The sequence below is a fragment of the Flavobacterium circumlabens genome, assembly GCF_004345565.1.
GTDB lineage: Bacteria > Bacteroidota > Bacteroidia > Flavobacteriales > Flavobacteriaceae > Flavobacterium > Flavobacterium circumlabens.
On sequence record NZ_SLWA01000011.1, the window covers coordinates 152,478 to 173,110 of the forward strand.

General features: G+C 34.9%; 20 protein-coding genes. 10 read left to right on the top strand and 10 right to left on the bottom strand.

Annotated elements, in window-relative coordinates; all coding sequences use genetic code 11:
• Positions 1–14: 14 nt before the first annotated feature.
• The 4 genes from EV142_RS21565 to EV142_RS21580 are packed head-to-tail and all read left to right on the top strand — an operon-like array spanning position 15 to position 3,553.
• On the top strand, positions 15–950 hold the full coding sequence (locus EV142_RS21565) for a cbb3-type cytochrome c oxidase N-terminal domain-containing protein (RefSeq protein ID WP_132037915.1): 936 nt from the start codon (positions 15–17) through the stop codon (positions 948–950).
• 9 nt (positions 951–959) lie between these two features.
• A complete protein-coding gene (ccoG, locus tag EV142_RS21570; RefSeq protein WP_132037916.1) occupies positions 960–2,378 on the top strand; it encodes a cytochrome c oxidase accessory protein CcoG in 1,419 nt (472 codons plus the stop codon).
• A gap of 12 nt (positions 2,379–2,390) precedes the next feature.
• Entirely contained in the window at positions 2,391–2,840 is a 450-nt protein-coding gene (locus EV142_RS21575; protein WP_132037917.1) for a FixH family protein, read from the top strand.
• 11 nt (positions 2,841–2,851) lie between these two features.
• On the top strand, positions 2,852–3,553 hold the full coding sequence (locus EV142_RS21580) for a sulfite exporter TauE/SafE family protein (RefSeq protein WP_132037918.1): 702 nt from the start codon (positions 2,852–2,854) through the stop codon (positions 3,551–3,553).
• A 7-nt stretch (positions 3,554–3,560) separates the two neighbouring features.
• On the opposite strand, the gene hemN is transcribed toward EV142_RS21580, so the two are convergent.
• From hemN to prfB, 8 genes are all read right to left on the bottom strand, one after another.
• The gene (hemN, locus tag EV142_RS21585; RefSeq protein WP_132037919.1) at positions 3,561–4,925 is read right to left on the bottom strand and encodes an oxygen-independent coproporphyrinogen III oxidase; all 1,365 of its coding nucleotides are present in this window, start codon (positions 4,923–4,925) and stop codon (positions 3,561–3,563) included.
• A gap of 126 nt (positions 4,926–5,051) precedes the next feature.
• Positions 5,052–5,522: a hypothetical protein gene (locus tag EV142_RS21590; RefSeq protein ID WP_132037920.1), complete on the bottom strand. Its 471-nt coding sequence runs from the start codon at positions 5,520–5,522 to the stop codon at positions 5,052–5,054.
• A gap of 104 nt (positions 5,523–5,626) precedes the next feature.
• The gene (locus tag EV142_RS21595) at positions 5,627–5,974 is read right to left on the bottom strand and encodes a hypothetical protein (protein ID WP_132037921.1); all 348 of its coding nucleotides are present in this window, start codon (positions 5,972–5,974) and stop codon (positions 5,627–5,629) included.
• A gap of 121 nt (positions 5,975–6,095) precedes the next feature.
• On the bottom strand, positions 6,096–6,518 hold the full coding sequence (locus EV142_RS21600) for a DoxX family protein (protein ID WP_132037922.1): 423 nt from the start codon (positions 6,516–6,518) through the stop codon (positions 6,096–6,098).
• 121 nt (positions 6,519–6,639) lie between these two features.
• Positions 6,640–8,268 carry an acyl-CoA carboxylase subunit beta gene (locus EV142_RS21605; protein ID WP_132037923.1) on the bottom strand — a complete coding sequence of 543 codons (1,629 nt, stop codon included), beginning with the start codon at positions 8,266–8,268 and terminating at the stop codon, positions 6,640–6,642.
• A gap of 166 nt (positions 8,269–8,434) precedes the next feature.
• Positions 8,435–9,433, bottom strand: coding sequence for a UDP-3-O-(3-hydroxymyristoyl)glucosamine N-acyltransferase (lpxD, locus tag EV142_RS21610; protein WP_132037924.1), 999 nt, complete (start codon positions 9,431–9,433; stop codon positions 8,435–8,437).
• A gap of 663 nt (positions 9,434–10,096) precedes the next feature.
• Complete coding sequence (msrB, locus tag EV142_RS21615; protein ID WP_132037925.1) at positions 10,097–10,543, bottom strand: peptide-methionine (R)-S-oxide reductase MsrB; 447 nt, start codon at positions 10,541–10,543, stop codon at positions 10,097–10,099.
• Between the two features lie 103 nt (positions 10,544–10,646).
• Positions 10,647–11,745, bottom strand: a protein-coding gene (prfB, locus tag EV142_RS21620) for a peptide chain release factor 2 (RefSeq protein WP_132037926.1) whose coding sequence is annotated in 2 segments (ribosomal slippage) — positions 10,647–11,681 and positions 11,683–11,745 — 1,098 coding nt in all. Because the reading frame shifts where the segments join, the coding sequence is not laid out codon by codon here.
• A gap of 150 nt (positions 11,746–11,895) precedes the next feature.
• Here prfB and EV142_RS21625 point away from each other — a divergent pair.
• Positions 11,896–12,915 (top strand): threonine aldolase family protein, encoded by a 1,020-nt coding sequence (locus EV142_RS21625; protein ID WP_132037927.1) that lies wholly within the window; start codon positions 11,896–11,898, stop codon positions 12,913–12,915.
• A 156-nt stretch (positions 12,916–13,071) separates the two neighbouring features.
• Here the strand turns inward: EV142_RS21625 and EV142_RS21630 are convergent, their stop codons facing one another.
• Positions 13,072–13,392 (bottom strand): YbaB/EbfC family nucleoid-associated protein, encoded by a 321-nt coding sequence (locus EV142_RS21630; protein WP_132037928.1) that lies wholly within the window; start codon positions 13,390–13,392, stop codon positions 13,072–13,074.
• 142 nt (positions 13,393–13,534) lie between these two features.
• Here EV142_RS21630 and EV142_RS21635 point away from each other — a divergent pair, with 142 nt between their 5' ends.
• The 4 genes from EV142_RS21635 (at position 13,535) to EV142_RS21650 (ending at position 19,323) form a co-directional block, all read left to right on the top strand.
• Complete coding sequence (locus tag EV142_RS21635) at positions 13,535–15,595, top strand: S9 family peptidase (protein WP_132037929.1); 2,061 nt, start codon at positions 13,535–13,537, stop codon at positions 15,593–15,595.
• Between the two features lie 70 nt (positions 15,596–15,665).
• A complete protein-coding gene (locus tag EV142_RS21640) occupies positions 15,666–16,706 on the top strand; it encodes a PLP-dependent cysteine synthase family protein (RefSeq protein WP_132037930.1) in 1,041 nt (346 codons plus the stop codon).
• A 356-nt stretch (positions 16,707–17,062) separates the two neighbouring features.
• A complete protein-coding gene (locus tag EV142_RS21645) occupies positions 17,063–17,980 on the top strand; it encodes a LamG domain-containing protein (protein ID WP_132037931.1) in 918 nt (305 codons plus the stop codon).
• 440 nt (positions 17,981–18,420) lie between these two features.
• Complete coding sequence (locus EV142_RS21650) at positions 18,421–19,323, top strand: LamG domain-containing protein (protein ID WP_132037932.1); 903 nt, start codon at positions 18,421–18,423, stop codon at positions 19,321–19,323.
• 308 nt (positions 19,324–19,631) lie between these two features.
• On the opposite strand, the gene EV142_RS21655 is transcribed toward EV142_RS21650, so the two are convergent.
• On the bottom strand, positions 19,632–20,345 hold the full coding sequence (locus EV142_RS21655; protein WP_132037933.1) for a YebC/PmpR family DNA-binding transcriptional regulator: 714 nt from the start codon (positions 20,343–20,345) through the stop codon (positions 19,632–19,634).
• Positions 20,346–20,440: 95 nt separating this feature from the next.
• On the opposite strand from EV142_RS21655, the gene EV142_RS24550 reads away from it, so the two are divergent.
• Positions 20,441–20,563, top strand: coding sequence for a hypothetical protein (locus EV142_RS24550; RefSeq protein ID WP_262710755.1), 123 nt, complete (start codon positions 20,441–20,443; stop codon positions 20,561–20,563).
• Positions 20,564–20,633: the final 70 nt, after the last annotated feature.

Below are 20,633 nucleotides of genomic sequence, written 5' to 3' on the forward strand. Positions count from 1 at the left end.
AAAAGATAAATAAAATGAAAAAATTTTTCCCGATATATGTAAGAGTCCCTGTAATTTTCTTCATCGTTTTTGCTTTGATGGAATATTTTATAGACTCCGGTGACAGGCCTGCTTTTATAAAATACCCAATGGTTTCGGTCTTTTTATTTGTATTTGTTTTTATTCTGATTGCTATCGAAATTACGTTGAGCGCTGTTAATCGTGTGATGTACCAATTGATGACACCGGAAGAAAAGGCAAAATTAGAGTACGAAAACAGTCTGACTTTAAAGGAAAGCAGCTGGTATAAAAACCTGATGCAAAAACTAACGAAGACACAGCCAATTGAAAGAGAAGGCGACTTATTAATGGATCATGATTATGATGGTATTAAGGAATTAGACAACAATTTGCCACCATGGTGGGTCTATTTGTTCTACATCTGTATTGTTTTTGGAGTAGTTTATGTGGCGCGTTATGACGTTTTCGGAGGAGATGATCAGGAAATCGAACTCAAAAAAGAAATGGCGCAGGCAAAAATTGAGGTAGAAGAATATCTAAAGACTGCTCCGGATTTAATGGATGAAAAAACAGTTGTTTTATTAACGGATGCACCAAGTTTAGATGCCGGAAAGGAAATTTTCACCACCAATTGTGCCGCTTGTCACCGTGCTGACGGAGGCGGGCAAATTGGACCAAATTTAACCGATAATCATTGGATATTAGGGGGTGGAATTAAAAATCTATTCCATACCATAACCAATGGCGGGCGTGACGGAAAAGGAATGATTTCCTGGAAAGGAACTCTAAAACCTAAAGAAATTCAAAAAGTCGCGAGTTATATTTTGTCTCTTCAAGGAAGTAATCCGAAAGACCCCAAGGAAGCTGATGGTGAAATTTGGGTTGATGAAAACATGCCAAAAAAGGATACGGCAGCAAATAAAGCGGTAGATAGTACTCAAGTTAAATAATAGAAAATCATGTCAAATTTACCAGACGAAGCATTTAGAGATACTATCGGAACAATTGATGAAGGTGGTAAGCGAAAATTTATTTTCCCTAAAAAACCGTCTGGTAAGTTTTATGAATACAGAAAATGGGTCAGTTATGTATTGCTTGCCATATTAATTGCGAACCCATTTATAAAAGTAAACGGGAACCAGTTTATGATGTTCAACGTTCTGGAACGTCGGTTTAATATTTTTGGGTTTCCATTCTGGCCGCAGGATTTTTATCTTTTTGTGATATCGATGCTTGTGGGAGTAGTTTTTGTCATCTTGTTTACAGTTGTCTTTGGAAGAATTTTTTGTGGATGGATTTGTCCCCAAACCATTTTCTTGGAAATGGTTTTCAGAAGAATTGAATATTGGATTGACGGAGATCGTGGAGCACAATTACGTTTATCTAGGCAAAAATGGGACACCGAAAAAATTCGTAAAAGAGTATTAAAATGGTTTGTATTTTTTTTAATTTCTTTCGGAATCGCAAATGTCTTTCTGGCTTATCTCGTCGGAAGTGACACATTATTCCTAATGATCAAACAAGGGCCAGTTGAACAGGCTAGTAATTTTATGGCACTGCTTATTTTTACAGCTGTTTTTTATTTTGTTTTTGTGTGGTTTCGGGAGCAGGTTTGTATTATCGCCTGTCCCTATGGTCGTTTACAAGGCGTCCTTTTAGATAATAAATCCATAAATGTAGCTTACGATTTTGTTCGGGGTGAAAAAAATACCGGTCGCGCAAAATTCAATAAAAAAGAAGACAGAGCGTCAACAGGAAAAGGGGATTGCATAGATTGTAACCAGTGTGTGCACGTTTGTCCAATGGGAATTGATATTAGAAACGGAACACAGTTAGAATGCACCAATTGTACCGCTTGTATTGATGAATGCGATGACATCATGGAAAATGTGGGATTGCCAAAAGGTCTTATCCGATATGCTTCTGAAGATGAAATCGAGAAAAAAGAACCTTTTAAATTCACTGCCCGAATGAAAGGTTACACAGCAGTCTTGTTTATTTTGTTAAGTGTTTTTGTAGGGATGTTGTTTTTAAGAACAGATGTTCAGGCTATTATTTTACGTTTGCCGGGCCAACTTTTTCAACACAAAGGAGATAAAATCAGCAATGTGTATACGTATAAGATTGTAAATAAAACGATGAAAGACTACAATGATATTCATTTTGAGTTAATAGAGCAGAAAGGCGATATTAAAAACGTAGGAAATCAACATTTTAAAGTACTGAAAGAAGGAATTTCACAAGGAACTCTTTTTATAGAAATTGATCAGGCGCTTTTAGAAAGTGACAAGACCAAAGTGAAAATCGGAATTTATAACGGGAAACAGTTGCTGGAAACTTCCACAACAAATTTTCTGGGACCAAGAAGTTTTAATTAAAAAAATAATACCATGAAAATTAACTGGGGAACAGGAGTAGTAATCGCTTTTGGATTATTTATGACCTTTATTCTGTACTTTGTTTTTGAAGTACAATCGAATAGTAAATACGATAACGACTTGGTTGTCGAAGAATATTACAAACATGATTCGCATTTTCAGGAAGAGATGGCACGAATTCAAAATGCACATGATCTAAAAGATAAACCTGCTATGGTTTATACGGCTGAAGGTTTGAAAATAACTTTCCCCAATACATTTGCAAGTGAAAAAATAAAAGGGAATGTATTGTTGTATCGTCCATCAAACAAAAAATTTGATTTTAATACCGCCATTAGCCTGACAGGCAATTCTTTGTTGATTTCTCATGAAAAATTAATTAAAGGAAGTTGGGATGTCAGTATGGAATGGCAATACAATGGAATAAAATATTTGTCTAAGGAAGTAATTTACGTAAATTAATAAAGAGCAAAATGTTGTATTCGGCTTTTATATTTGGACTGATTAGTAGTTTTCACTGCATTGGAATGTGTGGACCAATTGCTATGATGTTACCGGTCGATCGCCAGAATGAGGCAAAAAAAGTAACCCAAATTGTAACCTATCATTTAGGAAGATTAGCAGCTTATTCAACTATCGGATTAATTTTCGGGTTGTTAGGAAGGTTTTTTTTCCTGGCTGGTTTACAACAAAAACTATCGATTTTTATTGGTTTGGCCATGATACTTGTAGTTTTGATCCCGGAAAAAATATTTTCAAAATACAACTTTTCGAAACCAGTCTATAAAGTCATTTCAAAAATAAAATCAGGTTTAGGAACTCAATTTAAAAACAGGAGTTACAAGTCACTTTTCATAATTGGCTTACTAAACGGATTTCTCCCGTGTGGAATGGTATATGTCGCTTTGTTTGGAGCAATAGCAATGCAAAGTGCCGGCTTTGGCGTTTTGTATATGCTTTTATTCGGATTAGGAACAGTACCGTTAATGACAATTGTTTTATACATCAATTCCATAATAACAGCATCTTTTAGAAATAGAATTCAAAAAGTAATTCCTTATATAGCTGTAATTATTGGAGTGCTGTTTATATTAAGGGGTTTAGGTCTGGGAATTCCGTATGTATCTCCGTCCAATATGAGTTTATTTGTACAGCAGACTCCAAATTGTCATTAATTTTTTTTTAAATAGTCATCGAAAACAAATTGGTTTCCGGTGATTTTCTTTTTAGATGTAAATCAAACGCCATACAAATATTACGGACAAAAGGTCTTCCGGCTTCTGTAATTCTGATTCTATTTTCTTCAATACAAATTAAATTGTCCTTTTCTATTTCTTTTAAACTTAATAAAACATCCGGAAGTTCATTAAAATAAAGGTTTTTGTCTGTCCAGGAAGTTTCAAATTCACAGGTTAAATTTAGGATGTGTTTTCTAATAATCAGATCTTCATTAGTAAGAATATGACCTTTAACAACAGGCAGTTTATCCCATTCCAACAGTTGATAATAATCTTCGATATTTTTAGTGTTTTGTGCAAAACTGTACCAGCTGTCACTAATGGAAGAAACTCCTAATCCGATCATAAGCTGAGTTTTGGAAGCACTATAACCCATAAAATTTCTATGTAGTTTATTATTTTGTGACGCTTTGTATAATCTATCAGAAGTTAAGGCGAAGTGATCCATTCCAATTTCATGATAACCGTTTTTAGAAAGCAATTGTTTTCCAACTTCATAAAGTTTTCGTTTCTCGATATCTTTAGGAAGGTTTTCGTCATTGAAACCACGCTGGCCATTTCCTTTTATCCAGGGTACGTGTGCGTAGCTGTAAAAAGCAAGTCGGTCCGGTTTTAAAGAATTTGTTTTCTCAATAGTATCCACTATATTTTCGATATTCTGAAAAGGCAGACCAAAGATCAGATCGTGTCCGATAGAAGTATAGCCAATTTCTTTTGCCCAAAAAGTTACTTTCGCTACATTGTGAAAAGGCTGTATTCTGTGAATTGCTTTCTGAACTTTTTCGGCATAATCCTGAACACCAAAACTTACCCGGCGGAAACCTAAATCATATAATTTTTTAAGTTGTTCATACGTGGTGTTATTAGGATGGCCTTCAAAACTAAATTCATAATGCTCCGCTTTATTGGCAAAGCAAAAAATGCCATTTATAAGATGCTCTAAATTATTTACCGAAAAAAAGGTAGGCGTACCTCCGCCCAAATGTATTTCTTTTATAAGTGGTTTTTTCGGAAGTAACCCGCAGTATAAACTCCACTCTTTTAAAAGTGCTTTGATATAAGTTTCCTCAACAGAATGATTTTTTGTAATTCGTTTATTGCACCCGCAAAACGTACACATACTTTCGCAAAAAGGCAAATGTATGTATAAACTGATTCCGTTTTCAGAATTGCTTTCTGCGAATGATTTTTGAAAGGATTCTACCCATTTTTGTTCTGTGAAATTACTTTCATCCCAATACGGAACTGTTGGATAACTGGTATATCTCGGGCCAGGAACATTGTATTTTTGAGTGAGAGAAATTTTCATAAAAGTGTCTTTTGGATTTATCAAAAATACTTATTGAGACGAACAGATAAAATGATAATTGTCATATTAGAGGTATAAAAAAAGAGACCCAATTATGGGTCTCTCCGGTGAATTAAATAACTAACATTAAATAGAATCCTGAATGATTTTAAGCCATTTTTTTGCAAACATATGATCTTGGTAAGCACTTATTTGTTTGATACGGTCGTCATCGAAATCATAAAAAGGAATTATGATTTTCTTTGAACTTTCTTTTTCGTGAAATTCAAAATCAATTTTTAGTATAGTCTCTGAGTTCGAGTCAGAAGTTAAAACCAGCTTACAGGATGAAACCGTTTTTAAATCAACATATATAGATTCCTGTTGATTTGGATTGAAATTCATTAAAATAAATTTTCTGTTTTTTTGATCTATGGTAAGCGTTTTGTTGCTTTGAGATTCTGTTACATCAAAATCCTGCGGATGATTTGGATTGAATCTTCTTTTTATATCTAAAATTTTTGCTTTGTTGACTGCACTTGTCCTGGCAGAAAAATATACGGGAATGGCTACTATGATCGCAATCACAATACCAATTATAGTTACACTTGTATCCATTTTTGTTGTATTAATTGAATGAAATAATAAACGGTTTTCGTTTTGAAAACAGTTTAATGACTTGGAAAGAAAGGATTCTTCCGATTAAAGATTCAAAAAATTAACTACCAAAAATAATGGAAAGGAAAGAGCAGAAGTAAGACTCTTTTACTCTGGTTTAAATGTTGATTGGAGAAATTGGTTACTGATTGTACCGCCTGATGAGATGGAATGACCATCAATATAGAATCAAACCATTTTCCTACGACAAGGTAGTTGGTTTTTATATTTGCAGCAAATTGATAACTTGCCTGAGGTTGTATAAAAGCTAAAGAATCGGGTGTTTCAGCAGAGAACGTTGTATCCGTTTTTTGACTTTCGATTTTTTCTATAGCAATCTCATTCGTCTGAGAAGCGAAGAAAGCTACAATCAAAAGTGAAACAAAAATAACGGTTTTACGAATCCAGTTCATAGCGGCGAAATTAACGCATAAAACACAATTAAAGAAATTTTATAGAATTAATTAACGCTCAAAAGACGCTTTATTATTTTATCCTCAAAGATTTTTTGATACCATTGAGGATAAAATAATGTTATTGTTGCATTTTGAAATAATAATCAGCAGAGTGTTTTCCTCCTCCATAAAACAAAAAGAAAATACAAACCAGCAATACTATTACTGCCAGAATTAAACTTTCAGAGTGCATATGTCCCAAAGAGTTGACCAGAACAGCTCCAAATAATATGGGTAATTGTGCCGCTATTGCCCAGCGTGTAAGTAATCCGAAGAAAATCATAATTCCACCAATCATGTGGGCCGGCGCAATGTAATGTAAGAGAAACATTCCGCCTCCAAACTGGTCTATCGGAGAAATTAAATCATGCAGATACTGAACGTTGGTTACAAACGAAATCCCTTTCATAAATAAAAAAACACCCAATACAATACGTACTAAATCTACTGGTAAATAAGTGTGCGCATTGGCCCATTTATTTAAACTTTTTACATTTTCCATGATACTACGTTATTAAAAATTACCCACTAAGTTAATAATTTTTAATCATATATTTAATTTTAAGTACCTGAAAATAAGTTTTTTACTTTTTATTTAACCCATTTTAAGAATCCCTTAAAAATTATACCTGAATGACACCCAGATTAAATTGTTTTTGAATAGGAGCGTGGTTGGCTGCTTCTATACCCATAGAAATCCAGGTTCTGGTGTCTAACGGATCAATAATAGCATCTGTCCACAATCTTGAAGCTGCATAATAAGGCGAGGTCTGCTCGTCGTAACGGGCTTTTATTTTTGCAAATAATTCTGCTTCTTTGGCTTCATCTACAATTTCTCCTTTCGCTTTAAGTGAAGAAGCCTCAATTTGAGCCAGTACTTTTGCGGCCTGAGTTCCTCCCATAACAGCAAGTTCTGCGCTTGGCCAGGCAAAAATCAATCTTGGGTCATAGGCTTTTCCGCACATTGCATAATTTCCGGCTCCGTAAGAGTTACCAACAATTACGGTAAATTTAGGTACTACCGAGTTACTTACCGCATTTACCATTTTAGCACCATCTTTAATGATTCCGCCATGTTCGGATTTTGATCCTACCATAAAACCGGTCACATCCTGTAAAAAAACCAATGGAATTTTCTTCTGGTTGCAATTGGCAATAAAGCGGGTTGCTTTATCGGCGCTGTCTGAATAAATAACACCGCCAAATTGCATTTCGCCTTTTTTGGTTTTTACTACTTTTCTTTGGTTGGCTACAATACCTACAGCCCAGCCGTCAATTCTGGCATAACCGGTAATGAGTGATTGTCCGTATCCCTCTTTGTAGGCTTCAAATTCAGAATTGTCAACCAGACGATTGATGATTTCCATCATGTCGTATTGCTCGTTTCTGGCTTTTGGTAAAATCCCGTAAATAGCTGTCGGGTCTAAGGCAGGTTTTTCGGCTTTAATTCTGCTATAGCCGGCTTTATCAAAATCACCAATTTTGTCTACAATGTTTTTTATTTTATCTAAAGCGTCTGCATCATCTTTTGCTTTATAATCGGTTACGCCCGAAATTTCGCAATGCGTTGTTGCGCCGCCTAAAGTTTCATTATCAATCGTTTCTCCAATGGCTGCTTTTACCAAATAGCTTCCGGCAAGAAAAATACTTCCGGTTTTATCAACGATTAAAGCTTCATCACTCATAATGGGCAAATAGGCTCCACCGGCAACACAACTGCCCATTACAGCGGCTATTTGCGTGATTCCCATGCTGCTCATTTGAGCATTATTTCTAAAAATACGGCCGAAATGTTCTTTGTCCGGAAAAATTTCATCCTGAAGCGGCAGGTAAACTCCTGCGCTGTCTACCAAATATATAATTGGCAATCTGTTTTCCATTGCAATTTCCTGGGCACGCAGGTTTTTCTTTCCTGTGATTGGAAACCATGCTCCGGCCTTTACAGTGGCATCATTGGCGACAACAATACATTGTTTTCCTTTTATGTATCCTATTTTGATTACAACACCTCCGGAAGGACAGCCACCGTGTTCGGCATACATTCCATCTCCGACAAATCCTCCGATTTCGATACTTTTGGAGTTATCGTCCAATAAGTAATCGATGCGTTCGCGGGCAGTCATTTTGCCTTCTGCGTGAAGTTTTGCAATTCGTTTTTCGCCTCCGCCTAATTTGACTTTGGCAAATCTTTGTTTTAAATCAGAAAGTAATAGTTTATTGTGATCTTCGTTTTTATTGAAGTTTAAATCCATAAGTTATTGATGTTTTTACAAAATAGTGTGTGCTAATTTACAAAATCAATTGAAATAAATATAATAAACTGAATTGTTTGCAATTGAAATTTTGACCGTTTTGACAATTTAGAGCAAAAAAAAACAGAAGCGAACTCCTGTTTTGTATGTTTTTCTATTTTTTAAATTATTTTTTAGAATCGCAAACCATTCTTTTTAGGATTGCCCATTGTTTTAAGGCATCACGAGCTTCTACAGCAGGATATCCCAGCATGGTTTTTCCGGCAGGAATATCTCCGACAACTCCTGATCCGGCACCAACAATGGCTCCGTCACCTATAGTCGTATGATCTTTGATAGAGGCGCTTCCACCAATTATTACTCCATTTCCAAGAGTTACAGAACCAGCCAAACCACTGTTTCCGGCCATGATACAAAATTTACCTAATTTACTGTTATGCCCGATCTGAACTAAATTATCAATTTTACAGCCATCTCCTAGAATTGTAGAACTGAATTTTCCACGGTCAACACAAGTATTTGCTCCAATTTCAACACCGTTTCCTATAATTACATTTCCGATTTGTGGAATTTTTACCAGACCTTTTTCGCTGCAGGGACGGAATCCGAAACCATCTGCACCGATTGTTGCATTGGGATGAATAATACAGTCGTTACCAATATGACAACGCTCACGAATTACTGCTCCAGACCAAATCACTGTGTTTTTGCCAATAGTACATTCGTCTAAAATAGTAACGTTTGGATAGATGGTAACATTTGCTGCAATTTCTACTTTTGGGCCGATATAACAGCCAGCACCAATTTTACTTCCTTCACCAATAATAGCGGTTTCGTCTATCACTGCTGTTTTGTGAATGTCATTATGAAATAACGGGGTAGGTGGTGCAAAAAGAGCAAGAATCTGAGACATGGCCAAGTCCGCATTTTTTACTTTAATAAAAGCACGATTATCTCCCGGTTCAATTGAAATGTCTTCGTTAACAACTGCTATCGGAGCTTTTGAAGCTTCCCATAATTTTTCATATTTTTTATTTCCTATGAAAGAAATTTCAGAAGTTGTTGCTTTTTCCAACTGCTCTGTTGCTGTTACACTTTGAGAAGTAGTGCCGTAAATTACACCTTGTATGACTTCGTTAATCTCTTGAATTGAATAGGATTTCATAGAATTAATTAATTGATTATGGGGTTATTTTTTGCCAAATAAAATAAATTTGATTCGAATTACCTAATCTTATTTTGAAGTTTTTTACGCTACTCTTTAAATAATAGTTTAAATATTACAAATTTAACATAAAACTTACTAAATTCCTGAGCAATGTATAATTTTTAAAGGCTGTAAGAGTTTTTGAATCTGTAATAAATTTGATATTTAAACTTAAAAAGAACTGTAATAATAATGTGTAGATAATACCTTATTCGTTGATTATCATATATGTATCTTAAAAGTTTTTCAGCTGTTTGGTAATCTCAGGAGGTCTGCTTGTTCACTTTCTATATAAAAGAGGCAGGACAGGATAAGAAAAGTAAGCTGCAGATTTTTGATTCTAAAATGAATTAGATTCTGTTTTTTTCTAATTCATTCAAAATAAGGATCAAACAAAAATATACCGACTAAATGTTTTTTTCTAACAATAGTAAAATTATTTTAAAAATAGTAGTATTAATACGATGAATTTACAAAGGAAGCTATTTTTATTTTGTATCGTTATCAGCAAGATTAGTATTTAAAGTTCTTCTTAATTAGTAATTGATTTTAAAATCAGGATAAAGCAAAAAAAGCGATTCACTTTGTAAACGAATCGCTTTTCAGAATACTTAATTATAATTACTCTTTTATTTTAGAAAGAGAAATAGCATTAATACAATAACGTAATCCGCTTGGCTCAGGGCCATCAGGAAAAACGTGTCCTAAATGTGCATCACAGCTATTGCAGATTACTTCAACACGAATCATTCCGTATGATTTGTCTGCATGATATCCAATTGCATTTTCTTTGATTGGCTGCGTGAATGAGGGCCATCCTGTTCCGGACTCAAATTTTTCGCTGGCATCAAAAAGTAAAGTGCCGCAACATTTACATTCGTAAATTCCGGGATCAAATAAGCTGCATAATTCAGAGCTGAAAGATCTTTCAGTTCCTTTTAAACGGGTTACCTGATATTCTTCAGCGGTTAAAAGCTGCTTCCATTCTTCTTCCGTTTTTTCCACTCTTTTTTCAGGAGCCGGATTTCCTTTATTCGTAAAACGAATTACATCTGCCCATTTTATCATAACTTTATTTTTAGTTTCAAGTTTCAAGTTTGAGGTTTCAGGTCTCAGTTTACGCTTACGGTACTGCGACTGATCCCGATAGCTATCGGGAGCGACTGCACACTTATTCCTCTTCTCTCTGTCCCATCATCATTAGAAATGCTTTCAGGAAAGGATCGATATTTCCGTTCATTACACCATCAACATCGCTGGTTTCATAGCCTGTACGAACATCTTTTACCAGTTTATAAGGCTGCATAACGTAATTTCGTATTTGCGAGCCCCATTCGATTTTCATTTTTCCGGCCTCAATATCAGCACGTTGAGCCTGTTGCTTTTTTAGCTCAATTTCATATAACTGGGAACGTAACATTTGCATGGCACGTTGTCTGTTATCCTGCTGTGAACGGGTTTCAGAACATTGAATCTGAATTCCGGTTGGTTTATGAACCAATTGTACTTTGGTTTCAACCTTATTTACATTTTGTCCTCCGGCACCACTGGAACGGGAAGTTGTAATTTCGATATCAGCCGGATTGATGTCAATTTCGATACTGTCGTCAACAAGCGGATATACATAAACAGATGCAAATGAGGTATGGCGTTTGGCGTTACTGTCAAAAGGTGAGATTCTGACCAGACGGTGAACACCATTTTCTCCTTTTAGGTATCCAAAAGAATAATCGCCTTCAAACTCCAAAGTAACGGTTTTGATACCTGCTACCTCTCCAGCCTGGAAGTTAAGTTCTTTTATTTTGAATCCGTAGCTTTCTCCCCACATCATGTACATACGCATTAGCATTCCGGCCCAGTCGCAACTTTCGGTTCCGCCTGCACCAGCTGTAATCTGAACCACAGCACTCAGACTATCGCCTTCATCAGAAAGCATATTTTTGAATTCTATGTTTTCGATATGCGTTTGTGTATTACTGTAATGCTCGTCTAATTCTTCAGCAGAAAGTTCCCCTTCTTTATAAAAATCATACGCCAGCTGTAATTCATCTGTCAGCTCGATGGCTTTATTGTAATCTTCGATCCATTTTTTCTTGTTTCGAAGGTTCTTTACAATAATTTCAGCTTCTTTGGCATTGTTCCAAAAGTCAGGAGCGAAGGTTTTTTCTTCTTCGTTGGCAATTTCGATTAGTTTGGCATCAACGTCAAAGATACCTCCTCAACGCACCAAGGCGCTCCACAATACCTTTTATTTGTTCGGTAGTTGTCATAAATTAATACTAGTTTTATATGTTTTTTATAAATATTACGTTAATTTGGTTCTGGGATATTCACACGTTAAAGTTTATTAAAACTTATCTCGAATAACTATCAGTAATACGTAATTTTGTTGTACAAAAATAAGACATAGTTTTTAGAATATGGAAATAAATTTAATTAGCGATACCATTACCAAACCTACACTCGAAATGTTGCAGTATATGTTTAACGCCCAGGTTGGCGATGACGTATATAAACAAGACCCTACAGTCATTGAACTTGAAAACAGAGTAGCAGAATTTTTTGGAATGGAAGCCGGACTTTTTTTTCCGTCTGGAACTATGGCCAATCAAACAGCAATCAAATTACACACGCAGCCCGGAGAGCAATTAATTGCAGACAAATACGCACATATTTATAATTATGAAGGTGGCGGAGTGTCTTTTAACAGCGGTGTTTCCTGTTGTCTGATCGATGGACACCGTGGAATGATAAATGCGGCCCAGGTGGCTGCGGCTATCAATGATCCGGAATCTTATCATAGTCCGCTGACCAGTTTGGTTTGTGTGGAAAATACCACTAATAAAGGCGGTGGTGCCTGTTATGAATTAGAAGATTTAAGAGAAATAAAAAAAGTCTGTGATGCCAATAATTTGAAATTTCATCTTGATGGCGCGAGAATCTGGAATGCATTAGTGGCTAAAAGACAAAATCCGAAAGAATTTGGCGCTATTTTCGATACGATTTCGGTTTGTTTGTCTAAAGGATTAGGGGCTCCGATTGGTTCTGTTTTATTAGGAACCAAAGCAGATATTCATAGGGCGTTGAGAATCAGAAAAATACTTGGTGGAGGAATGCGTCAGATAGGTTATATGGCTGCGGGAGGCTTGTATGCCCTGGCACATAATATCGAAAGACTGGCAGAGGACCATAGAAGAGCAAAAGAAATCGCAGCAATTCTAAGCACAAAACCGTGGGTATCGGCTGTACAACCTGTTGAAACGAATATTTTGATTTTTTCGCTCGCGGAAGGTTACAGCGACCAGCTTTTAATAGAAAAATTAAAACAGAAAAATATTTCCATAAGTTCAATGGGTCATAATAAACTCCGAATTGTAACTCATTTAGATTACAGGGAGGTTATGCATACGTATGTGCTTGAGACACTTTCGAAAATTTAAAAAAAAAGGTACAAAGAAGCAAAGGTTCAGAGGTACAAAGGGTTAAAAAAAAAAGACGCACAAAGTGCGTCTTTTTTTTGTTTAGAAAGTTCAAAGTTTACAAAATCAAGACCTTTGCGCCTTTGTCCCTCTGAACCTTTGTCTCTTTTTTAAACCTTATTTAAAAAGATCATCCATTCCCGGAATCATTGGCATATCCATTTTTGCAACGGCATCAAGTTCTTTTTCATTTACACTTGTTGCTTTTTCAATCGCTTTATTTAACGTTACAATTAAGTAATCTTCCAGTTGTTCTTTGTCCTCCAGTAAAGAGTCATCAATTGAGATGGCTGTCACTTTTCTATTAGCGGTTAAGGTTACCTTCAATAATCCATCAGCACTTTGTTCATCGATTAGGACGGTATCAAGGCGCTTTTTTGTATCTTCAATTTTTTGTTGGGTTTCTTTAAGTTTGCCCATCATTCCCATTAAATCCATTTTTGTTGATTTTAAATTATTTCATACAAAATTAGTATATTGCTGTATGAAATCAATATAATATTTTATGAAAATATTAATTCTGTTCTATTGTGTTTATAGTACTTTTGCTCCTTCTTATATAAAAACTAATGCTTAATTCATGCCAAACGATATAATTGCTCCAAAAGCCAATCAAATTCCTAAAAAATTAAAGAAACATAAAGAAACCCGAATCGATAATTATTTTTGGCTCAATGATCGTGAGAATCCTGAGGTTATTGATTATCTAAACAAGGAAAATGTTTATTACGAAAGTATGACAGCACATACAAAGGATTTTCAGAATGCTTTGTATGACGAAATGAAAGCAAGAATTAAAGAGGATGATGCTTCTGTTCCTTATTTTTATAATGGCTACTATTATATAACACGTTTTGAAACCGGACAGGATTATCCGATTTTTTCAAGAAAAAAAGGCAGCCTTTCTGCTGCGGAAGAAATTTTATTCAATTGTAATGAATTAGCGAAAGGTCATGCTTACTTTAAACTGGGAGGTTTAAGCATCAGTCCGGATAATAAATTCGCAAGTTTCGGTGTTGATATTGTGGGAAGAAGAATTTACACGATTCAGTTTAAGAATTTGGAAACCGGGAAGATCCTTGAAGATAAAATCGAAAATGCTACAGGAGGATCTGTATGGGCCAATGATAATCATACTATTTTTTACACCAAACAGGACGAAGTTACTTTAAGAGCTGATAAGGTTTTCAGACACAAATTAAATACCGACTCAAAAGAAGATGTATTGGTTTTTAATGAAACCGATGATACTTTTAATGTTTCCGTCAGCAAAGAAAAATCAAGAAAATATATTGTAATAGGTTCAGGAAGTACATTAACGACGGAATACAGAATTCTGAACTCCGATAATCCGGATGGAGAGTTTGAAGTGTTTCAGCCTCGTGTACGTGGCTTAGAGTACAGTATTTCGCATTATGAAGACTCCTTTTACATTTTAACCAATAAAGATAAGGCGACGAACTTTAAGTTGATGAAAACGCCTGAAAACAAAACCGGAAAGAAATACTGGACAGATCTTATTCCGCATCGCGAAGATGTTTTGCTGGAAGATATCGAAATTTTCAGGAATTATTTAGTGGTTGAAGAGCGTTCAAACGGATTAAATCATATTCGTATTATGCCCTGGAATGATGAACCGGATTATTATTTGCCATTTGGAAGCGAAACTTATAATGCGTACACCACAACAAATATAGATTTTGATACAGATATTTTGCGTTACAGCTATCAATCGCTTGCAACGCCTTCTTCTGTTATTGATTTTAATATGAAAACTAAAACCAAAGAAATCTTAAAAGAACAAGAGGTTTTAGGAGGAAAGTTTGATAAAGAAAATTACGTTGAAGAGCGTATTTGGGCTACTGCCAGAGACGGGGTAAAAGTTCCGATCTCTATGATTTACAGAAAAGGCCTTGAGAAAAACGGAAAAAACCCATTTTTGCTTTATGCTTATGGTTCTTACGGAATGACAATGGATACTTATTTTTCGTCAACCAGACTTTCTTTGTTAGATCGTGGATTTGTTTTCGCAATTGCCCATATCAGGGGAGGAGAGGACTTAGGAAGACAATGGTATGAAGACGGAAAACTGTTAAAAAAGAAAAATACCTTTACAGATTTCATCGATTGCTCTAAATTTGTAATTAACGAAAAGTTTACCTCTTCTAAACATTTGTATGCAGAAGGAGGGTCAGCAGGAGGATTATTGATGGGAGTTATCATCAATGAAGCCCCGGAATTGTACAACGGAGTTATTGCCCAGGTGCCTTTTGTTGATGTCGTTACGACAATGCTTGACGACAGTATACCCTTAACAACAGGAGAATATGATGAATGGGGTAACCCAAACAATAAAAAATATTATGATTATATGTTATCCTATTCGCCCTATGACAATGTACAGCCACAACATTATCCAAATATGTACGTTTCTACAGGATTGCACGATTCACAAGTGCAATATTGGGAACCGGCCAAGTGGGTAGCCAAATTGAGAGAACTGAAAACAAATGATAATTTTTTGTTTTTAGATACCAATATGGACGCCGGACATGGTGGTGCTTCAGGAAGATTTGAAGCACTGAAAGACTTAGCAAAAGAATTTAGTTTTTTATTAGATTTAGAAAAAATTAAAAGCTAATTAGAAAATTTTTGTTAAATTTGCAACCTATCGAGGTTATTTAAAAATGCCTTTGATTAACTATTTTTTTATGAAAGAAGAAATAAACGCTTATAATAATGTTTTAGAGTTAATAGGTAACACCCCACTTATTAAGCTAAATAAAATCACCGAAGAGTTAGAAGGAAATTTCTACGCAAAGGTCGAAGCTTTTAATCCGGGACATTCCTCAAAAGATAGAATAGCGTTATATATTATTGAAGAAGCCGAGAAAAAAGGAATTCTTTCTCCAGGAGACACCATAATTGAAACAACATCTGGAAATACAGGATTTAGCTTAGCAATGGTAAGCATTATAAAAGGTTACAACTGTATTTTGGCAGTAAGCTCAAAATCATCGAAAGATAAGATTGACATGCTAAGAAGTTTAGGAGCTAAAGTATATGTCTGCCCGGCGCACGTTTCAGCAGATGATGAAAGATCTTACTATAATGTCGCTAAACGATTACACGAAGAAACGAAAGGTTCGGTTTACATTAATCAATACTTTAATCAGTTAAATATTGATGCGCACTACAACACTACTGGTCCTGAGATCTGGGAACAGACAAAAGGCCAAATCACACATCTTGTTGCCTGCAGCGGAACGGGAGGAACTATCTCCGGAACAGCAAAATTCTTAAAAGAACAAAATCCAAATATTAGAATTCTAGGTGTGGATGCTTTTGGATCCGTATTGAAAAAATACCACGAAACAAGAGAGTTCGACAATAAAGAAATTTATCCTTATCGTATCGAAGGTTTAGGTAAAAACCTAATCCCGTCTGCTACAGATTTCGATATTATTGATAAATTTATCAAGGTGACAGATGAAGAAAGTGCCCACTCAGCAAGGGAGATTACCAGAAAAGAAGGTTTATTTGTCGGTTATACTTCAGGAGCGGTAATGCAGGCCATTAAGCAATATGCAGAAGAAGGCGAATTTACAAAGGACAGTAACATTATTGCTATTTTCCCCGATCACGGATCACGTTACATGAGTAAAGTGTTTAGTGATGAATGGATGAACGAACAAGGCTTCTTTGACAGTGTTAATGAAGAAGAAGTTCAAAAAATTGAATTTATAAAATAGTTTAAAAAACTTTTAGATACAAAACTCCATTCGTTTCTGCGGATGGAGTTTTTTTTTAATCAAAATCTAAATAATGGCTTTTAGTTCCGGTTTTTTTAAATGTTAATAATTTGGTTTAAGTGAGAATACCGTATTTATACGTAAGACTTTATTCTTTTGTTTGAAGTAAAATTAGTATTTTAATAAAAACACCTAAGTTATAAATAAATATAATTGAATCGTCAAAATCATCAAATTTGGTTATTTAAACGATTATTTAGGTTCGTTAACGGAAAAATTTCTGTCCAAATGCATTATAATTTAGTTTAGTAATGTTAAAATGACACACTGTTTTATAATACCCTAAACCTACAACTATGAAAAAAATACTACTTACATTATTGTTTGTAAGTTATTTGAATGTTAATGCGCAAACACCAATTCAGGAATTCAATTTCGATGCTACTTTAAATAATACCAATAATACAACTTCATTTATTGGTACAGGGAATTTCGTTACGGACAGGAACGGAGTTATCAAAGGAGCACAGCGTCTTGCTAATAAAGCCATGGAAGCTGTTATCGACAATCTCCCACAAAATAATAAATCCAGAACAGTATCGGTTTGGGTTAAATTCAATGATATTGCTTCTGCTAATTATATTTGGGGTTACGGGACAGCTTATAATGCCCAATATTGCGGATTATTACAGCAAGGTACTGCTTCTTCCAACTCAGATTTAAGTCTCGCAGGCTGGGGACCAAGCAATGATATTATTGTTTCAGCGACCTTATTAAAAGATGTCTGGTATCAGTATAGCATTACTTTTGACGGAACTGTATCTAAGATATACCGTAACGGTGAATTACTGAAATCGGTCACTGGAGTTTCACGCCAAACCAAAGGAAATATTTTCAGACTCGGAGAAATAAATACTACAATTGGTATTAATGCGGATATTGATGACCTGAAGATTTATAATGTTGCCTTAACAGATTCACAGGTTTTACAATCCTATACAAGTTCTAAGCCTTCTGTTGTTATGATAGTAGAAAATACAACAGCTGAAAAGGCAGCTGTAAAAGCTTCAAAATCTAAAGCAGCTTTAAAAAATCCTTCAACTACAATTGGTTCTGCCGGGGATATTAATGTCTCCAAAAATGTTGAGGTATTTTCGCAAGGGCAAAAAGTAGCAGGAAATAATGGGAACGGAATGAATATTAATGATTTACCGGAAGGAACATATTTATTGAAAATAACAAATGTTGCCTCAAAAAAAATAACTTCAAATTAAGTATAAGATTTTGATTAGTATAGATTAGTTAGTTTTTTATGTTGTTTTAAGTTTTAAATTTTGAATAGTAAAAAAAAGGCCTTCTGAATTGTAGCATCAGCAGGCTTTTTGATTTTTATAAATTACCATTTCCTTAAAAAAAAGTAATACTAAGATACCCCGTCAACAGAGCGATGGAACGCTTTTGCGGTGTTTTTTATAAATAATGGATGCTGCTGTTTTTGTAGTGTTATTATTTTTTATTTATGTGAGAATTCTCTATTTATATGTAAGAAGCGTTTGGTAATATTGAATTAAATTTATAGTTTTAACAGATTTTTAAAAAGTATTAATAAATATAATTAATATTTTAAAACAATCATTTTGGTTATTATTTTGCCAGGATAAAAGGTACTTAAAAATTAGTGTGAGTTAAAAACAGGCCCCTAAAATTTATATATATGAGAAAATTATTACTCACTTTAATGTTTGTAACTTTTTTAAATACGAGTGCGCAGAATCCTGTTCAGGAATTTAATTTCAATGGGAATTTAAATAATACAGATAATACAATTTCCTTTTTGGGAACCCCTGCTTTTGTAACGGACAGAATGGGAGTTCCTAAAAGTGCTCTCCGACTTACCAACAAAGCTTTTCAGGCTGTAGTGGGTGATCTTCCTCAAGGTAATAAACCACGCTCTATTTCAATTTGGGTGAAATTTAATACTATTACTGCACCAAATTATATTTTGGGGTATGGCGGTGCGGTAAATGCCCAGTATTTTGGATTATTGCAACACGCTTCTTCTAACGGAAATTCCGATTTAAGCCTGGCTGGCTGGGGAACTGGAAATGATGTCATTGTTTCAGTACCGCTTGCGAAAGAGGTTTGGTATCAGTACAGCATTACGTATGATGGAAATGCGTCAAAAATTTACCGTAATGGTGAATTATTAAAGTCAGTAGATGGAATTTCGCGCTTAACGAAAGGGTATATTTTGAATATAGGAAAATTAAACGCAACAGTTGGTATTAATGCTGATATTGATGATCTCAGATTATACAGTGTAGCAATGACAGATGAACAGGTAATGGAGTCTTACAACAGCTCAAAATCAACTGCTCCGGCTTTAACTGAAACTAGTTCATCTTCAGTAAAAAAAGCTGTTCCTGTCATTGTAAAAGCGACAACTCCGGTAAAGACACCAGCTACCGTAATTTCAGCTGATACCTATACGGGATCTAAAAGTGTTGAGGTTTTTTCGCAAGGGAAAAAAATTATGGGAAGCAATGCAACAAATATTGGTGATCTGCCCGAAGGAACCTATTTGCTCAAGATAACAAATACACCTTCGAAAAAATAACTTCAAAGTACCAACAAACAATTAATTGAAAAAATGAAAAAGCCTTCTGATTTAATACTTCAGAAGGCTTTTTCATTTTTATTCTGATCTTTTTAGCTAATTACGCTAAGCACTACGAATACTATTACCAGAATGATTACGGCGTATTTGGTGTATTTTGATGTTTTCATGGGATCGGTTTTTAAATTAAAAATAGGGACAGTTGCAAATATAATAGTTAATATGGTTTTTCATAATTAAAATAAAAACAATGTAAAGCAAAAAAAGCCCTGAAAATTTTCAGGGCTTTGCTTATACGGGTAGTATTTTTATTCTTCTTTCATCGTATGATAAACGTTCATTACGTCATCATCCTCTTCAATTTTTTCGATTAATTTCTCTACATCAGCAATTTGAGCTTCAGTCAGTTCTTTGGTAATTTGAGGAATACGTTCAAAACCGGAAGACAAAATTTCAAGTCCTCTGTTTTCTAATTCTTTTTGTAAAGCTCCAAAGCTTCCAAAAGGAGCGTAGATTAAGATTCCGTCCTCGTCTTCAAATACTTCTTCTGCTCCAAAATCAATTAATTCCAATTCTAATTCTTCAGGATCAAGGGCACCTTTTGCAATTCGGAAATTACAAGTATGGTCAAACATAAACTCAACAGAACCCTGAGTTCCCATCGTTCCGTTGCATTTATTAAAATAGCTGCGGATATTAGCCACTGTTCTGTTATTGTTGTCAGATGCAGTTTCAATCAAAATGGCAATTCCGTGAGGAGCATATCCTTCAAACAAAATTTCTTTATAATTGGCAGTATCTTTATTGCTGGCATTTTTTATAGCGCGCTCAACATTGTCCTTAGGCATGTTGGCCGCTTTGGCGTTTTGTATTACAGCTCTTAATCTGGAATTGGCATCAGGGTTAGGTCCGCCTTCTTTAACGGCCATAACGATGTCTTTACCAATTCGGGTAAATGTTTTGGCCATTGCAGACCAACGTTTCATTTTTCTTCCTTTTCTAAATTCGAACGCTCTTCCCATTACTGATTTTTTATTTTGTGATGCAAAAATACGGTTATTCCTTATTTTTCCAAAATCAAAACTACTCTTTTTTAGAGTTACTTAAAAGTTAGAGGTTGAAAAATTTCAGTTTTCAGGTTTCGGGTTTCAGTTTTCAGGTTTTGCCGGAAACCATACAACAAAAAATCCATTCGTTTACGAATGGATTTTATGGAGAATCTAAGAATCTAAGAATCTAAGAATCTAAGAATCTAAGAATCTAAGAATCTAAGAATCTAAGAATCTAAGAATCTAAGAATCTAAGAATCT

What these genes read in the sequence shown, in the direction of transcription:
- EV142_RS21565 (WP_132037915.1), top strand. Translation starts at nt 15, where the DNA reads ATGAAAAAATTTTTCCCGATATATGTAAGAGTCCCTGTAATTTTCTTC.
- ccoG (WP_132037916.1), top strand. Translation starts at nt 960, where the DNA reads ATGTCAAATTTACCAGACGAAGCATTTAGAGATACTATCGGAACAATT.
- EV142_RS21575 (WP_132037917.1), top strand. Translation starts at nt 2,391, where the DNA reads ATGAAAATTAACTGGGGAACAGGAGTAGTAATCGCTTTTGGATTATTT.
- EV142_RS21580 (WP_132037918.1), top strand. Translation starts at nt 2,852, where the DNA reads ATGTTGTATTCGGCTTTTATATTTGGACTGATTAGTAGTTTTCACTGC.
- hemN (WP_132037919.1), bottom strand. Translation starts at nt 4,925, where the DNA reads ATGAAAATTTCTCTCACTCAAAAATACAATGTTCCTGGCCCGAGATAT.
- EV142_RS21590 (WP_132037920.1), bottom strand. Translation starts at nt 5,522, where the DNA reads ATGGATACAAGTGTAACTATAATTGGTATTGTGATTGCGATCATAGTA.
- EV142_RS21595 (WP_132037921.1), bottom strand. Translation starts at nt 5,974, where the DNA reads ATGAACTGGATTCGTAAAACCGTTATTTTTGTTTCACTTTTGATTGTA.
- EV142_RS21600 (WP_132037922.1), bottom strand. Translation starts at nt 6,518, where the DNA reads ATGGAAAATGTAAAAAGTTTAAATAAATGGGCCAATGCGCACACTTAT.
- EV142_RS21605 (WP_132037923.1), bottom strand. Translation starts at nt 8,268, where the DNA reads ATGGATTTAAACTTCAATAAAAACGAAGATCACAATAAACTATTACTT.
- lpxD (WP_132037924.1), bottom strand. Translation starts at nt 9,433, where the DNA reads ATGAAATCCTATTCAATTCAAGAGATTAACGAAGTCATACAAGGTGTA.
- msrB (WP_132037925.1), bottom strand. Translation starts at nt 10,543, where the DNA reads ATGATAAAATGGGCAGATGTAATTCGTTTTACGAATAAAGGAAATCCG.
- EV142_RS21625 (WP_132037927.1), top strand. Translation starts at nt 11,896, where the DNA reads ATGGAAATAAATTTAATTAGCGATACCATTACCAAACCTACACTCGAA.
- EV142_RS21630 (WP_132037928.1), bottom strand. Translation starts at nt 13,392, where the DNA reads ATGGATTTAATGGGAATGATGGGCAAACTTAAAGAAACCCAACAAAAA.
- EV142_RS21635 (WP_132037929.1), top strand. Translation starts at nt 13,535, where the DNA reads ATGCCAAACGATATAATTGCTCCAAAAGCCAATCAAATTCCTAAAAAA.
- EV142_RS21640 (WP_132037930.1), top strand. Translation starts at nt 15,666, where the DNA reads ATGAAAGAAGAAATAAACGCTTATAATAATGTTTTAGAGTTAATAGGT.
- EV142_RS21645 (WP_132037931.1), top strand. Translation starts at nt 17,063, where the DNA reads ATGAAAAAAATACTACTTACATTATTGTTTGTAAGTTATTTGAATGTT.
- EV142_RS21650 (WP_132037932.1), top strand. Translation starts at nt 18,421, where the DNA reads ATGAGAAAATTATTACTCACTTTAATGTTTGTAACTTTTTTAAATACG.
- EV142_RS21655 (WP_132037933.1), bottom strand. Translation starts at nt 20,345, where the DNA reads ATGGGAAGAGCGTTCGAATTTAGAAAAGGAAGAAAAATGAAACGTTGG.